Below are 13,373 nucleotides of genomic sequence, written 5' to 3' on the forward strand. Positions count from 1 at the left end.
AAGCGCGCGAAGGGGCCTCTTGCGATCAAAGCCTACCCGTACCCGGCAGGTAAAGAAACCGCACGTCACTCATCGCGGGGCGCCGGGTACGGGTGGGCGATCAGCCGTTGAGCGCGTCGGCGGCCTCGGCGCTGCTGTCGCGCAGGAACGTCCGGCAGCGCTCGGCCTCGTCGTCCTCGCCGATGGCGGCGGCTGCGCGGCCCAGGGCGTGCAGCGCGCGCAGGAAGCCGCGGTTGGCCTCGTGCGCCCAGGGGATCGGGCCGTGGCCCTTCCATCCGGCCCGGCGCAGCATGTCGAGGCCGCGGTGGTAGCCGGTGCGGGCGAAGGCGTAGGAGTCGATCACGCTGCCCTTGGCGAAGGCGCGGTCGGCCAGTTCGGCCCAGGCGCCCGGGTAGTCGGGGTGGCGCGCCGCGACCTCGAACGGGTCGACGCCGTTCTGCAGCGCCTCGCGGGCCTCGGTGTTGTCCGGGAGTTCGGTCGGAGGCGGGCCGCCGAGCAGGTTCTGGGTCATGCGGGTCATCGTAGGTCGACGCGGCCCGTCCGCATCAACCCGGGTCACGGCCCGTCCGGCGGCGCAGGACGAGGAGGCCGCCGACGCCCGGGACCAGGGCGGTGACCCTGGTGGCGGTCGTCGCCTCCTTGAGGCGCCACGTCGCGCCCACGACGACCAGGTAGGCGCAGCCGTGAGCCGGGCCCACCAGCGAGGATACGGGTTCGAGGTGGACGGTGGCCAGATTGCCCAGCAGGACGATCAGCGAGACGAGCTCGGCCCGTGCCGCGATGCGCAGTGCCCGCACGCGCCTCACGCTCCCGTCGTCGAGCCGGGGCGGACGATCATCAGGACGGTGACCGTGGCCCACAGCAGGTTGAAGACGCCCGTGAGCATGGCGATCCGGCCGGCCGGGATCAGGCGGCCGCCGGGCGTCCCCGTGGCGGCGAGGGCCGCTTCCTGGGCGGGCAGGATCAGCAGCGCCAGGACGCCGGCGGCGGCGCCGGTCAGCGCGATCGCGATGATCAGCCAGGTGTCGCCGAGCACGCCCATCGTGCTCGCCGTCGCGAAGCCGAACACCGGGACCGCGATGCCGACCGCGGAGTAGACGCGGCAGATGCGGTTGAGCGTCCGCAGCGTCGTGAGGGCCTCGCGGTCGTCCGGGGCGCTCTGGGCGCGGCGCAGCGTCTTGGGGAACATGCTCGCGGCGACGGTGACCGGCCCGACGGCGATCACGGCGGCCAGCACGTGCAGGGAGAGCAGGAGTTTCGCCATGGCTCAGAATCCGGCGGGCACCGGGCCGCGGGCGCGCCAGACGGTGCCGCGGCGCTCGTAGGCGAACAGCTCCTCGACGGCGTGCGCGATCCGCGGGCCGACCTCGCGTTCCAGCAGGTAGAGCCCGAGGTCGAGCCCGGAGGTGACGCCGGCGGCGGTGACGAGGCCGCCGTCGTCGACGACGCGGGCCCGCACCGCGTGCGCGCCGCCGGCGGCGAGCACGTCCATCCCCAGGTGGTGGGTGACGGCGTGGCGCCCCTCCAGCAGGCCGGCCATGGCCAGGACGAGCGAGCCGCCGCACACGGTCGCGACGGTCACGTCCGGGTCGTCCATCGCTGCCTTCAGCAGGGCGGGCAGCTCGGTGGTCAGGGTGCGGCCGAGCAGCGCGGGGATGGTCTCGTCCTGCGGGGCGCCGCCCTCGCCGGTCGGGCCGGAGGCCCCGGGGACGACGACCAGGTCCGCGCGCGCGGGATCGAGGGCGGCGGTGGCGCGCAGCGCCAGCCCGCCGGTGCCGCCGACGACCTCGCGCGGTCCTTCCGCGGAGACGAGTTCCACGGTCACCGCGCCGGAGGAGGCGGTGCCGCCGGCGTGCAGCACCTCGAAGGGGGCGACGGCGTCGAGCGGATCGAAGCCGTCGAACAGGACTATCTGGGCATGCATGGAGGCTCCCTCTGAAGCCCGGCGGTCGCCGGGGCCACAGCCGAAGCTAGAGGGCCGCCGCGCCCGACCCCAGTGGCATTAATGCCAGTCTTCAACGGATAATTGCCAACCCTGGCGAAACAGACTCTGACCTGCCTGAATCAGCGCTCGCAAGACGTCACGAACGCCGGTGCAGAGGTAGATTCCCGCCATGCACACCGTCGCCGTGCTCGCGCTCGACCAGGTGATCCCCTTCGACCTGGCCACCCCGATCGAGGTCTTCACCCGCACCCGCCTCCCGGACGGCCGCCCCGGCTACCAGATCCGCGTGTGCGCCGAGCGGCCGGAGGTCGACGCGGGCGCCTTCACCCTGCGCGCGCCGTGGGGGCTGGACGGGCTCCGGGGAGCCGACACGATCATCGTCCCCGGCACGGCGAGCCCGCTCGTCCCGCCGTCCGCGGACGTGCGCGGCGCGCTGCGGGCGGCCGCGGCGGGCGGCACCCGCATCGCGTCCATCTGCTCGGGCACGTTCCCCCTCGCCGCCACCGGGCTCCTCGACGGCCTGCGCGCCACCACCCACTGGGTCGCGGCCGGACGCCTCGCCGCCGCCCATCCGGACATCGACGTCGACCCGGACGTCCTCTACGTCGACAACGGGCAGATCCTCACCTCGGCCGGCGCCGCCGCCGGCCTGGACCTGTGCCTGCACATGATCCGCCGCGACTACGGCTCGGCCGTCGCCGCCGACGCCGCCCGCCTGTCGGTCATGCCCCTGGAACGCGAGGGCGGGCAGGCGCAGTTCGTCGTGCACGACCACGCGCCCACGCCCCAGGGCTCCGCCCTCGAACCGCTGCTCGCCTGGCTGGAGGGCAACCTGGCCCGCGACCTGTCCCTCGCCGACATCGCCGCGCAGGCCGGGACCAGCACCCGCACCCTGATCCGCCGGTTCCGCGAGCAGACCGGCACGACGCCGCTCCAGTGGCTGCACCGCGCCCGCGTCCGCCGCGCCCAGCACCTGCTGGAGACCACGGACCACCCCGTCGAGCGCATCGCCGCCCAGGTCGGCTTCGGCTCGCCCACCGCGTTCCGCGACCGCTTCAAGAAGACCACCGGCGTCAGCCCCCACTCCTACCGCCGCGCCTTCAGCTGATCCTCGTCGCGGCCGCGATCGTCGACCACGTCGGCGCCGAGGCTAGGAGGGGGCCGGCTCGGGGGCGCGCTTGCGGACGACGTGGTAGCGCCCGGCGGCGGCCATGAGGGCCGCCACCGGCAGCCAGACGGCCGCGACCGTCCAGAAGTCCTCGCCGCCGATCATCGGTGAGAACAATCCGGCGAGGAACAGCCCGAGCGCCACCCCCAGGGTGGCGGCCATGCCGGGCGTCGGGGCGCGCCGCGCCAGCCGCCAGCCGCCCGCGACCGCCACGAGCAGGCCGCTGGGCACGACGATCAGCGCGAGGATGAGGACCCGGGCGCGCAGGTCGGCCGGGGCGTCCTGCGTCTTCTGGGAGGCGCCGTTCGCCGAGATCTCGGTGAGCCGTCCGCGCCAGACGGTGCCCGTGACCTGGTCGCCCTCCTTCAGATCGGTGAGGACGGGCTTGCGGTCGGCGTACTCCGTCCTCCACCTGCGCCCGCGCTCGTCGGTCAGGAACGCGTGGTCCACGTCGCCCCGGCTGCTGGTCAGCCGGATGTCCGCCACGGTGAACCGCTGCGTCCACCGGCAGTCGGCGGCGCCTGACGGAGCCGCCGCGCACCGCGGCGCGGCCTGGTACGCATGTAGATCGCGAACGCCGCCCGGTGCGATCCGGATGCTGAGGAAGAGCCCGAGGGCCACCAGCGCGACCCCCACCACCAGCACGATCCCGGCGCCGACCCGGCCGCGCAGTATTCCCCCGACGGACATGTTCCCCATGCCCGGCATTATGGGGCCCGCCGGGCGGAGATCAGGGGCGGGGTGCGGGGACGCGGAGGTGGAAGCGGGCGGCGCCCTCCTCGGTGCGGGAGCGGGCGGCGGGCCATCCGTTCCGGACGAACAGCAGCGCGTCGCGGTTGTCGAGGATGACGTCGGCGCCGAACTCGGTGATGCCGCGGCGCGCGGCGAGCTGGGTGAGGTAGCCGACGAGGCGGCTGCCGAGGCCGCGGCGCTGCCACGGGTCGGCCACCAGGACGGCGATCTCCGCGTGCCGGGGCGCGCGGACGTCCCGGGCGTACTCCGCGATCCCCACCATCTCGCCGTCGACCAGGCCGACCATGGCCTCGCGGTCCCAGTGGTCCAGGCGGTCCATGGCGGCGACGTAGTGGTCGGGGATGCGGGGCGTGCCGGAGAAGAAGCGCGTGTAGAGGCTGGCCTTGGAGACGCGGCCGGACATCCGGACGAGCCGGTCGCGGTCGGTCACCCCGTAGGGCCGGATCCGCACGTCGTCCAGCGTGGGCCCGGCAATGTGGGCGACGTTGCGCACATTGAGTTGCTTCATGAAACCCATTGGACCGCAGGCAGGTTTCGTGAAGCAACCCATTGGACGTGAACGGCCGGTGGAAATCCGGCGGGAGGCCCGCTACGCGCCCGGACCCGGGCGGGGGTCGACGTCCGTGGGCCCCAGGGCGGCGCCGCAGGAGTCGCAGGTGAAGCGGGGGGTGAGGGTGCCGTCGCAGCCGCGATGCCCGACGATCACCGGTGGACCGTCGGGGGCGTAGTGCCGGTCGCCCCACATCAGCAGGGTCATCATCGCCGGCCAGAGCTCGACGCCCTTGCGGGTGAGCCGGTACTCGTGCCGCTCGGGGCGCTCCTGGTAGGGGACGCGGCGCATGACGCCCTCGTCGCACAACCGGGTCAGCCGGTCGGTGAGGACGTTGCGGGCCACGCCGAGGACGTCCTGGAAGTCGTCGAACCGGCGGACGCCCTCGAACGCGCTGCGGATCACCAGCAGCGTCCAGCGATCGCCGACGACCTCCAGCGCGCGGGCGATCGAGCAGTTCTGCGTCTCGTAGGTGCGGGGCAGTGCCACGCATCGAGACTACCGAGGTTTCATCACAAAACGCGCGAACCGAAGCCCCGGCCGCACACCCCCCGGAAAACCGGACCCCAGCCCGAGCCACGGGCGGGCACGCGGAGCGAGCGCCAGCGAGCGCAGCGGGCCCGCCCGACGGTCGGCAGGCTGTTTCGCGCGGAGCGCCAGCGGAGCGCGAAACGGTCTGCCGACCGCAACGGGGGTTCCAGGGGGTCGCCCCCCTGGGTCAAGCCAGCTTCTTGCCCGCCGACTGCAGGTTCTCGGCGGCCTCGACGATGCGGGCGGCCATCGCGGCCTCGGCCGCCTTGCCCCACGAGCGCGGGTCGTACTGCTTCTTGTTGCCGACCTCGCCGTCGACCTTCAGGACGCCGTCGTAGTTGCGGAGCATGTGGTCGGCGACCGGGCGGGTGAACGCGTACTGGGTGTCGGTGTCGATGTTCATCTTCACGACGCCGTAGGACACCGCCTCGCGGATCTCCTCCAGCGTGGAGCCGGAACCGCCGTGGAAGACCAGGTCGAACGGCTTGTCCTTGCCGTACTTGGCGCCGACCGCGTCCTGGATCTCCTTGAGCACCTCGGGGCGCAGCTTCACCGAGCCCGGCTTGTACACGCCGTGGACGTTGCCGAAGGTCGCGGCCAGGATGTAGCGGCCCTTCTCGCCGACGCCGACGGCCTCGGCGGTCGCGATCGCGTCGCCCGGGGTGGTGTAGAGCTTCTCGTTGATCTCGTTGGCGACGCCGTCCTCCTCGCCGCCGACGACGCCGATCTCCATCTCCATGATGATGCGCGCCTTCGCGCACTCCTCGAGGAGCCCGGCGGCGATGTCGAGGTTCTCGTGCAGCTCGACGGCGGAGCCGTCCCACATGTGCGACTGGAACAGCGGCTCCTCGCCGCGCGCCACCCGCTCCTGCGAGATCTTGACCAGCGGGCGCATGAAGCCGTCCAGCTTGTCCTTCGGGCAGTGGTCGGTGTGCAGCGCGATGTTCACCGGGTACTTGGCGGCGACGACCCGCGCGTACTCGGCCAGGGCGCTGGCGCCGACGACCATGTCCTTGACGGTGGAGCCGGACAGGTACTCGGCGCCCCCGGTGGAGACCTGCACGATCCCGTCGCTCTCCGCCTCGGCGAAGCCGCGCAGCGCCGCGTTCAGCGTCTGGCTCGACGTCACGTTGATGGCGGGGAAGGCGAAGCCGTCGCGCTTCGCACGGTCGAGCATCTCCGCGTAGACCTCGGGCGTTGCGATGGGCATTGTCAGCGTCCTTTCATACGCAGGGTGCCGCCGGGCATCCGGCCGGGCGGTAGCACCACGAACGACCGTCTACCCAGGTGAGCGGCCCGGGTCACACGGTCTCCGGTCTGGCATGCCGTCCGTGCTCAGTATCTCTTCGGGGCCCGCGTTCCGCCTAATCGCGGGCGGTGGAAAGGTACGCTCGCGGTGTGGATCTCACGACGATTCCCCTTGACATCACCGAGTGGCTGCACCCGACCGCGTGGCTGCAGCTGTTCGGCACGTTCGCGACGATCGGCGTGCTGGCCATCATCTTCGCGGAGACCGGACTGCTGATCGGCTGCATCCTGCCGGGCGACTCGCTGCTGTTCACGGCGGGGATCCTCACGGCGGTCTCGACCGTCAACGGCCAGGAGTTCCAGTCGCTGTCGCTGCCCTGGCTGCTGGTCGGCGGGCCGCTGGCGGCGATCGCGGGCGCGCAGCTGGGGCACTTCCTCGGCGCCCGCTACGGCCGCCGCCTGTTCGACCGGCCCGACTCCAGGCTGTTCCGGCGGGAGTGGGTCGACAAGGCGGAGTACTACTTCAACCGGTTCGGCCCGGCCCGCGCGGTGCTGCTGGCCCGGTTCATCCCGATCGTCCGGACGTTCCTGAACCCGCTCGCCGGGATGCTCGGCATGGACGCCCGCAGGTTCTTCGTCTGGAACGTCATCGGCGGGATCGTCTGGACGGACGCGCTGTTCCTGCTCGGCCACTTCCTCGGCTCGGAGGTGCCCGACGTCGAGAAGTACATCCTGCCGGGCGTCGCCGTGATCCTGGTCCTGTCGGTGATCCCGATCGTGCGGGAGATCATGAAGGGACGCCGCGGCGGTGGCAACGGTCCGAATAAGAATGAGCGTGAAGAGTCACGTCCGTCGCTCAGCAGTGACAGTTATCGCTAACCTCCCCATGTGGGACGTCATCGGTCGGACCCTATAGGTCTCGCGCGCATCGTGATCGCGGCCATCGCCGTGGTCTTCGCCTTAGCGCTTCTCGTCGTCGGCGGCATCGCACTGGTGAACGCGGTGTCCGGCTCGCCCGACAAGGAACCTCCCTCGACGGCGGCGTCCCCCAGCGGCCAGACCTCGTCCGCCCCCGACGCGTCCCCCACCGCGACGACCTCCGCCGCGAACGTCCCCCTGCTCATCGAGGTGACCGGCCAGCCCACGAAGGTGGTCGTCCGGGTGCCCGACACCGGCACGGTGGTGCGCAGCGGCGTGCTGAACACCGGCGACACCCTCCAGTTCGACCAGACGACCCTCGACGTCGTCGCGACCAACGGCGGCGCGCTGCAGGTGACGATCTACGGCAAGGTGCAGCCGCCGAAGCCGCAGGGGCAGCGCGCCACCTGGTACGTGCGTCCGAAGAGCTGAGCGGGCCCGGCTAGGACGACAGGCCGAGGTCGGCGACGTCGTAGGGGTGCCGGTAGGTGAGGCCCTCCTCGGCGATCCGGGCGGCGGCGCCGCGCTCCAGGATCGTCGCGACGGCCACGACCTCGGCGCCCGCCTCGCGCAGCGCCTCGACGGCGGTGAGCACGGACCCGCCGGTGGTGGAGGTGTCCTCGACGGCGAGGACGCGGCGGCCCGCCACGTCCGGGCCCTCGATGCGGCGCTGCAGCCCGTGCGCCTTGCCGGCCTTGCGGACGACGAACGCGTCCAGCCGGCTGCCGCGCGCGGCGGCGGCGTGCAGCATCGCGGTGGCGACGGGGTCGGCGCCGAGGGTGAGGCCGCCGACGGCGTCGTAGTCCAGGTCGGCGGTCTCGTCCAGCATCACCCGCCCGACCAGGGGCGCCACGGCGCCGTCCAGGGTGACCCGGCGCAGGTCCACGTACCAGGACGCCTTCTTGCCCGAGGACAGCGTGAAGTCCCCGTGCACGACGGCCTTGTCCTTGATCTGTCGCAGCAGCTCATCACGATCGCTCACGAGAGAACCCTATTCATCCGGCGCCGGGGCCCCGCAGCCGCCATGTACGGTGGCCGCGGGAAGGGGGGCCATGACGCCGGGATCCGTGGTGCTGCTGCACGCGCCGGGCGCGGCCGCCGCGTCCTGGGGCGACATGCCGGAGATGCTGCGCTCCTACGGGATGGACGTGATCGCGCCGGACGTCCCGGACGGCGCCGGAGCCCGCTACGTCGCCCGCGTCTCGCTGATCGTCTCGGCGGCGGGGCCGGCGGTGCCGCTGGTGCTGGCGGCGCACGGCGCGGCCGGTCCGCTGGTGCCGGCGATCGCGCTGGCGCAGCGCGCCGCGCACCGTCCGGTCGGCGGGTACGTGTTCGTGGACGCCGACCTGCCGCGCCCGCCCGGCCCGCACGACCACGACACGCCCGCGGCGCCCCCGGACTGGCCGGAGGCGCCCTGCGGCTACCTGCGCACCCACGCGGACCGGGCCGCGTTCCCGGGCCGCGACGAGACGGTCCGGGCGGCGCGCCTGCGCGGCTGGTCCGTCATCGAGCACGAGCCGCCGACGGCCGCCGCGCAGGCGCTCAGCGAGCTGATAGCGACCCTGTAGGGGCCGTCAGGCCGCGGCGTCCACCTCGGGCTCGGCGGACATGGCGCGCTTCGACCCGCGCAGCGTCGCCAGGGTGAGCAGGGCGGACGCCAGTGCGGCGGCCCCGCAGACCACGAAGCCGATCGAGTAGCCGTGGCCCACGGCGTCCAGCGCCAGCGAGTGGACGGGCTTGAGCGGCGGAGCGGCCGACGACGCGCTGTTGATGCCGAGCGGCCCGCCTTCGCGCAGTACTTCCGTGGCGGCGTGCTTGAGGCCGGCGGGCAGGGACGAGGCGTTCAGCGAGTCGGTGAACCCGCTGCTCGCGCGGCTCAGCGCCACGGCGCCGATCACGGCGGGGCCGAGGGTGAAGCCGAAGTCGCGCAGCAGGTTGGTGGTCGCGCTGGCCATGCCCTCCAGGTGGTGCGGGACGGTGTTGACGGCGGTCGCGGTGATCGAGGAGACGGTGACGGCGAAGCCGATGCCGACGAGCCCGAGCGGCAGGATCAGCGAGGTCATGGCGCGGTCACCGATCGGCAGCGTCGCCGTCCAGAAGTCGCCGGCGGCGATCAGGATGAGCCCGCCGCCGGTGAGCAGGCCGGGCGGGACCCGGTGCAGGAGCCGTTCGGTGACCGGCAGCAGCACGAGCGCGAGGCCGTTGAGCAGCAGGAACGCCATCGCGGTGTGCATGGGCGGCTGGTCCTGCGCCGGGCCGAGCCGGATGCTGACCGAGTAGGCGGTGCCGAGGAAGCTGAACATGCCGACGACCGCGACGATCGAGGCGACGGCGAAGGCCCGGTTGGCGAACAGGTCGAGCCGCAGCAGCGGCGAGCGGACGCGCCGCTCGGCGAACACGAACGCGACCAGGAACACCGCGGCCAGCACGAACCCGCCGACGACGGGCGTGGACCCCCAGCCGTCCTCGGGGCCCTGGATGATCGCGAAGAGCAGCGCGAACAGGCCGAGGCCGATGGTGACCTGCCCGGCCGGGTCGAGGGAGCGGCCCTGCGGCGCGCGGGAGTCGCGCGCGAGCACGGTGCTGATCGCGGCGCTGGCCACGGCGGCGACCGTGACGACGATGAACGACCAGCGCCACGAGCCGTAGGTCGCGGTGATGCCGCCGAGCAGCGGGGCCAGGAACCCGCCGGTGGACAGGGACGCCGCCCACAGCGCGATGACCCGGGCCCGCTGGGTGGTGCCGCTCGTCCCGGCGGCGAGCATCGCCAGCGAGGTCGGGAACAGCGCGGCGGCGCCGAGGCCGGCCAGCGCCTGCCCGGCCCACAGCTGGTGGACGCCGGAGCTGGTGGTGCTGACCAGCTCGCCGACCGCCATCAGCGCGGCGCCGCCGATGAGCAGCCGCTTGCGGCCGAACAGGTCGCCGAGCACGCCGAAGGTCAGCTCCAGCACGGCGACCGGCAGCAGGAACGCGTCGGAGATCCAGGTGAGCTGGGAGCCGACGGGATGCAGGTCCTTCTGGAACAGGCCGTTGAGGGTCGCCGGGATCGCGATGCCGATCTGCGCCAGGCAGACCGCGACGCAGCCGGCGATCAGCGTGCCGCGCGCCAGGGCCGAGCCGGGCGCCGGCGTGGAGCGGGGCGGGGTCTCCGCGGTGGTGGACACGTGAACTCCTGTAGGGGTGGGTGGTGCGGGAGTCAGCGGCGCGCGCCGACCAGGACGCCGGGCCGGTAGCGGACGAAGGCGGCGCCGTCCAGGCCGAGGGCGAGGGCGCTGCGCTGGAGCCCGGCGGCGGACGTCCCGGTCCAGCGGCCGGTGTCGGCCCGGCGCTGGACGGCGTGGACGGCCGCGACGGTCTCCGCCGTGGTGAAGTTGCAGTGGCTCTGCCGGGCGACGTACGCCTGCCGCAGCAGCGCCCCGTCACCGGACGCCCGGACCCGCGCGGCGAACGCGCTCTCCTGCTCGACCGGGACGAGCTGGTCGGACGTGGTGTGCACGTCCAGCAGCGGGACGCCGAGGCCCTGGCCCGCGGTGGAGGTCCGCCGCAGCGACCGGACGGCGACCGGGTCGGCGGTGACGTCGGCGCCCTTGGTGAGCCGGGCCAGGTCGGTCCCGAGGTTCAGCCCGGCGGACCGGTACAGCGCGCCGACCTGCTTGGCGTGCGAAGACCGGCGCAGCAGCGCGGCGTAGTCCACGCCCCGGTTCCAGGAGGTGTTGCCGCCGGCCGACAGTTCGACCTGGTACCGCGCGGTCGTCAGGAACGACAGCAGGCCCTGCGCGAACCAGGCGTACTGCTGCTTCTCCTGGCCCGCGTAGTCGTTCCTGGCGGGCGGCTGCTGGTCCGGGGCCCAGTCGGCGAGGTTGAGGTAGGCGGCGGCGAGCGCGATGCGCGCCCGGCCCTGCGGGGTGGCCTGCGCCTTGGTGACCGCGTCGGTGAGCTTGGCGCCGAGGGCCGCCGCTTCGGCGGTGTCGGAGAAGCCGACGAGCTTGTTCCGGTCACCCGGGTCGAGCAGCGCGGAGATCGCGTATTCGGCGTCGAGCTGGTAGTTGTCCAGGTCGACGCCGCCCGCGACGAGCCCGCACAGGCCGAGCGCGCCGTCGACGCGTCCGGCGCCGTCGCGGGCGATCTGCGCGTTGATCAGCCCGCCCATGGACTGGCCGACCGAGATGACCTGGCGGGGCCGTCCGGCGGCGGCGCGGAAGGCGTCGATCGTCGCGAACTGGTCGCGCTCGGCCGACTTCAGCGCCCACATCGAGCCGTTCGGGTCGTAGGAGGAGCCCGCCAGGGCGTAGCCCTCGGCGAGCAGGGCGGTCCGGGCGCCGGGCCTCGGCGCGTCCTGCGCGACGAGCGGGCCGAAGCCGTGGCTGAACAGCAGGAGCGTGCCGTTCCAGCGGGCGGGCACCTCGGCGGTCCAGGTGGCGCCGTCGGCGAGCTTTCCGGAGTGCGAGGTGGTGCCGTCCGCCGGTGCGGACGGCGTGGCGGTGGACGCGGTGGTGGACGCGGCGGCCGCAGGGGCGACGGCGGCGGGAACGAGGGCGAGGGCGGCACCGGCGACGGAGAGCCGGCCGAGACGGCCGCCGGGGCGAAGCAGGGACATGAGGGCTCCTGACGGGGGGAGCGTGCCGGACGGTCGCCGCGAATGTACGTCCGAATCTTGACGGCTGTCAATAATGTGACGAACATCGGCGCGGACCGGACCCCGGGCCGATCACCAGCGGTTTCAGCCGAGCGGGAGGGTGTCCAGGATCCGGGCCGCCTCCGCCGCGGCCGGCCCCGCCCACTTCCCGGCGAGGTCCCGGAACACCGACTCGGCCCGCATCGCGGGCCAGTCCGCGGGCAGGTGCTCCACCGGCAGGTGCGGGTCCCGGCGCACCAGCTCCAGCCAGTCGCTGTGCAGGACGAGCTGCCGGGCGAGGTCGTCGGGCAGCCCGGACGCGGCGTCCGGGACGTCCCAGCGGTCCAGGAACGCCTGGTAGCGCGCGCCCATCGTGGACACGTCGAAGGCCTGCTCCAGCACGTCGCGCACCTCCGTCGGCGCCAGCACGCTGCCGCCGAAGACCCGGATGTGCGCCTCCAGACCCAGCCCCGCCACCGCGCCGGCGACGTCGACCAGGCCGGGCGCCACCCACAGGCCGTTCTGCAGGGGGCCGAAACCCGCCCAGATCAGCCGGGACCGCAGGTCGTGCCGCTCGCGCCGCCAGTCCTCCGGCAGCGAGAACCCGACCAGCGTCCACCGGCCGTCCCAGTGCCGGTTCACCACGCCCGTGCGCCAGATCCGCTCGCGGCCGTCCTCCAGCACCCCGGCGGCGTGCGCGGTCAGCGCGAAGTACATCTTGCGGCCCTGCCGGTGCCGCTCCAGGAGCCCCCGCTTGACCATCCGGTTCAGCGACGTCCGGACCGCGTGCTCCCCGATCCCCACCCGGTCGAGCACCGCGATGACGCTGCCCGCGGACACCGCGACGGGCCGGCCCAGCACGTGCGCGCCGAAGAACGTGAGCATCACCGGCTGCGTGCGCGCCTCGGCGGCGGCGGATTCAGGCATCCCCACAGCGTAAGGGGCCGCCGGAAGCGCCTGTCGCGCCCGCCGGCGGCTCTGCTTCCGGGCCGTCAGTTCTTGAGCAGGTCGTCCAGGAGGGCGTCGTAGTCGTCCTCCTTGCGTCCGAGGTCGATGCGGGCGCGGTAGCGCAGGCGCAGGAGCGCCTCGAGGCTGTCCTCGGCCAGGGCGACGTCGTCGGGGCCGGGGGTGAGGGACTCGTCGTCGGAGGCGGGCGGCTCTTCGGGGTCGCCGATGCCGGTGCCGACGGCGCGGTCGCGCAGCGCGAGCACCACGTCGGCACCGCTGGTGGCCCACTCGTGCGCGCCGGACGCGTCGCCCTGCGCGTAGAGCACCTCGGCGACGGTGCGGTACACCTCCGGGTCGCGCGGCCGGTCGGCGCGGATCTGCTCGACGAGCCTGCGGGCCTCCTCGGCCCGGCCCAGCTCGAACAGGGCGTCGGCCAGGTAGGCGCGCGGGTCGCCGTACACCTCGCCGCCGTCCTCCAGGGCCTTGCGGTAGGCGTCGGCGGCCTTGGCGTGGTCGCCGGCGTGCTGCCACTGCTCGCCGGCGCGCAGCAGCACGTTGGCGCGCGACACCCCGCCCGTCACCGACTCGGCCAGCTCGGACAGCCGCTTGGCCGCCGAGATGTGATCGCCGGTGCGCAGGGTGTCGAACTCCAGGTCGTCGAGATCGTCTTCCGTCACATGCGTCACGCTTCAACGCT

At 73.5% G+C, this 13,373-nt stretch carries 17 protein-coding genes; 4 read left to right on the forward strand and 13 right to left on the reverse strand.

Features of this window, described 5'->3' with window-relative positions; all coding sequences use genetic code 11:
* Nucleotides 1-100 precede the first annotated feature (100 nt).
* Genes QP089_RS03545 through QP089_RS03560 form a run of 4 tightly spaced genes read right to left on the reverse strand, consistent with a single transcriptional unit; the run spans nucleotide 101 to nucleotide 1,924 of the window.
* The gene (locus QP089_RS03545; protein WP_285909776.1) at nucleotides 101-520 is read right to left on the reverse strand and encodes a DUF3151 domain-containing protein; all 420 of its coding nucleotides are present in this window, start codon (nucleotides 518-520) and stop codon (nucleotides 101-103) included.
* Between the two features lie 25 nt (nucleotides 521-545).
* Nucleotides 546-797, reverse strand: coding sequence for a hypothetical protein (locus tag QP089_RS03550; protein ID WP_285909777.1), 252 nt, complete (start codon nucleotides 795-797; stop codon nucleotides 546-548).
* 5 nt (nucleotides 798-802) lie between these two features.
* Nucleotides 803-1,264: a hypothetical protein gene (locus QP089_RS03555; protein WP_285909778.1), complete on the reverse strand. Its 462-nt coding sequence runs from the start codon at nucleotides 1,262-1,264 to the stop codon at nucleotides 803-805.
* A gap of 3 nt (nucleotides 1,265-1,267) precedes the next feature.
* On the reverse strand, nucleotides 1,268-1,924 hold the full coding sequence (locus QP089_RS03560; protein ID WP_285909780.1) for a DJ-1/PfpI family protein: 657 nt from the start codon (nucleotides 1,922-1,924) through the stop codon (nucleotides 1,268-1,270).
* A 190-nt stretch (nucleotides 1,925-2,114) separates the two neighbouring features.
* Here QP089_RS03560 and QP089_RS03565 point away from each other — a divergent pair, with 190 nt between their 5' ends.
* Nucleotides 2,115-3,053 (forward strand): GlxA family transcriptional regulator, encoded by a 939-nt coding sequence (locus QP089_RS03565; protein ID WP_285909781.1) that lies wholly within the window; start codon nucleotides 2,115-2,117, stop codon nucleotides 3,051-3,053.
* Between the two features lie 42 nt (nucleotides 3,054-3,095).
* On the opposite strand, the gene QP089_RS03570 is transcribed toward QP089_RS03565, so the two are convergent.
* The 4 genes from QP089_RS03570 to fbaA all read right to left on the reverse strand — a co-directional run bounded on the left by QP089_RS03570 (nucleotide 3,096) and on the right by fbaA (nucleotide 6,157).
* Nucleotides 3,096-3,812 carry a hypothetical protein gene (locus QP089_RS03570; protein ID WP_285909783.1) on the reverse strand — a complete coding sequence of 239 codons (717 nt, stop codon included), beginning with the start codon at nucleotides 3,810-3,812 and terminating at the stop codon, nucleotides 3,096-3,098.
* 31 nt (nucleotides 3,813-3,843) lie between these two features.
* A complete protein-coding gene (locus QP089_RS03575; protein WP_285909785.1) occupies nucleotides 3,844-4,374 on the reverse strand; it encodes a GNAT family N-acetyltransferase in 531 nt (176 codons plus the stop codon).
* 81 nt (nucleotides 4,375-4,455) lie between these two features.
* Nucleotides 4,456-4,905 carry a winged helix-turn-helix transcriptional regulator gene (locus QP089_RS03580; protein WP_285909787.1) on the reverse strand — a complete coding sequence of 150 codons (450 nt, stop codon included), beginning with the start codon at nucleotides 4,903-4,905 and terminating at the stop codon, nucleotides 4,456-4,458.
* Nucleotides 4,906-5,134: 229 nt separating this feature from the next.
* Nucleotides 5,135-6,157: a class II fructose-bisphosphate aldolase gene (gene fbaA / locus QP089_RS03585; protein ID WP_285909789.1), complete on the reverse strand. Its 1,023-nt coding sequence runs from the start codon at nucleotides 6,155-6,157 to the stop codon at nucleotides 5,135-5,137.
* Between the two features lie 188 nt (nucleotides 6,158-6,345).
* Between fbaA and QP089_RS03590 the strand changes: the two genes are divergently transcribed.
* Together QP089_RS03590 and QP089_RS03595 are read left to right on the forward strand one after the other, a co-directional pair.
* Nucleotides 6,346-7,074: a DedA family protein gene (locus tag QP089_RS03590; protein WP_285909790.1), complete on the forward strand. Its 729-nt coding sequence runs from the start codon at nucleotides 6,346-6,348 to the stop codon at nucleotides 7,072-7,074.
* Nucleotides 7,075-7,125: 51 nt separating this feature from the next.
* Nucleotides 7,126-7,545 carry a hypothetical protein gene (locus tag QP089_RS03595; RefSeq protein WP_285909791.1) on the forward strand — a complete coding sequence of 140 codons (420 nt, stop codon included), beginning with the start codon at nucleotides 7,126-7,128 and terminating at the stop codon, nucleotides 7,543-7,545.
* A gap of 10 nt (nucleotides 7,546-7,555) precedes the next feature.
* Here the strand turns inward: QP089_RS03595 and pyrE are convergent, their stop codons facing one another.
* On the reverse strand, nucleotides 7,556-8,095 hold the full coding sequence (gene pyrE, locus QP089_RS03600) for an orotate phosphoribosyltransferase (protein ID WP_285909792.1): 540 nt from the start codon (nucleotides 8,093-8,095) through the stop codon (nucleotides 7,556-7,558).
* 70 nt (nucleotides 8,096-8,165) lie between these two features.
* Between pyrE and QP089_RS03605 the strand changes: the two genes are divergently transcribed.
* On the forward strand, nucleotides 8,166-8,681 hold the full coding sequence (locus tag QP089_RS03605) for a lipase family protein (protein WP_285909793.1): 516 nt from the start codon (nucleotides 8,166-8,168) through the stop codon (nucleotides 8,679-8,681).
* Between the two features lie 6 nt (nucleotides 8,682-8,687).
* On the opposite strand, the gene QP089_RS03610 is transcribed toward QP089_RS03605, so the two are convergent.
* The 4 genes from QP089_RS03610 to QP089_RS03625 form a co-directional block, all read right to left on the reverse strand.
* Complete coding sequence (locus tag QP089_RS03610) at nucleotides 8,688-10,277, reverse strand: MFS transporter (RefSeq protein WP_285909794.1); 1,590 nt, start codon at nucleotides 10,275-10,277, stop codon at nucleotides 8,688-8,690.
* A gap of 32 nt (nucleotides 10,278-10,309) precedes the next feature.
* Nucleotides 10,310-11,710: an alpha/beta hydrolase gene (locus QP089_RS03615; protein ID WP_285909795.1), complete on the reverse strand. Its 1,401-nt coding sequence runs from the start codon at nucleotides 11,708-11,710 to the stop codon at nucleotides 10,310-10,312.
* Between the two features lie 123 nt (nucleotides 11,711-11,833).
* Nucleotides 11,834-12,655 carry a PaaX family transcriptional regulator gene (locus QP089_RS03620; protein ID WP_285909796.1) on the reverse strand — a complete coding sequence of 274 codons (822 nt, stop codon included), beginning with the start codon at nucleotides 12,653-12,655 and terminating at the stop codon, nucleotides 11,834-11,836.
* Between the two features lie 65 nt (nucleotides 12,656-12,720).
* On the reverse strand, nucleotides 12,721-13,362 hold the full coding sequence (locus QP089_RS03625; RefSeq protein WP_285909797.1) for a tetratricopeptide repeat protein: 642 nt from the start codon (nucleotides 13,360-13,362) through the stop codon (nucleotides 12,721-12,723).
* Nucleotides 13,363-13,373 lie beyond the last annotated feature (11 nt).

Origin of the sequence: Actinomadura opuntiae (assembly GCF_030283205.1) — a bacterium.
Classification (GTDB): domain Bacteria; phylum Actinomycetota; class Actinomycetes; order Streptosporangiales; family Streptosporangiaceae; genus Spirillospora.

Excerpts from the sequence above, each read along its gene's own strand:
- QP089_RS03555 (WP_285909778.1), bottom strand. The coding sequence starts at position 1,264 with ATGGCGAAACTCCTGCTCTCCCTGCACGTGCTGGCCGCCGTGATCGCC.
- QP089_RS03575 (WP_285909785.1), bottom strand. The coding sequence starts at position 4,374 with ATGAAGCAACTCAATGTGCGCAACGTCGCCCACATTGCCGGGCCCACG.
- QP089_RS03615 (WP_285909795.1), bottom strand. The coding sequence starts at position 11,710 with ATGTCCCTGCTTCGCCCCGGCGGCCGTCTCGGCCGGCTCTCCGTCGCC.
- QP089_RS03620 (WP_285909796.1), bottom strand. The coding sequence starts at position 12,655 with ATGCCTGAATCCGCCGCCGCCGAGGCGCGCACGCAGCCGGTGATGCTC.
- QP089_RS03570 (WP_285909783.1), bottom strand. The coding sequence starts at position 3,812 with ATGGGGAACATGTCCGTCGGGGGAATACTGCGCGGCCGGGTCGGCGCC.
- QP089_RS03545 (WP_285909776.1), bottom strand. The coding sequence starts at position 520 with ATGACCCGCATGACCCAGAACCTGCTCGGCGGCCCGCCTCCGACCGAA.
- QP089_RS03605 (WP_285909793.1), top strand. The coding sequence starts at position 8,166 with ATGACGCCGGGATCCGTGGTGCTGCTGCACGCGCCGGGCGCGGCCGCC.
- fbaA (WP_285909789.1), bottom strand. The coding sequence starts at position 6,157 with ATGCCCATCGCAACGCCCGAGGTCTACGCGGAGATGCTCGACCGTGCG.
- QP089_RS03560 (WP_285909780.1), bottom strand. The coding sequence starts at position 1,924 with ATGCATGCCCAGATAGTCCTGTTCGACGGCTTCGATCCGCTCGACGCC.
- QP089_RS03565 (WP_285909781.1), top strand. The coding sequence starts at position 2,115 with ATGCACACCGTCGCCGTGCTCGCGCTCGACCAGGTGATCCCCTTCGAC.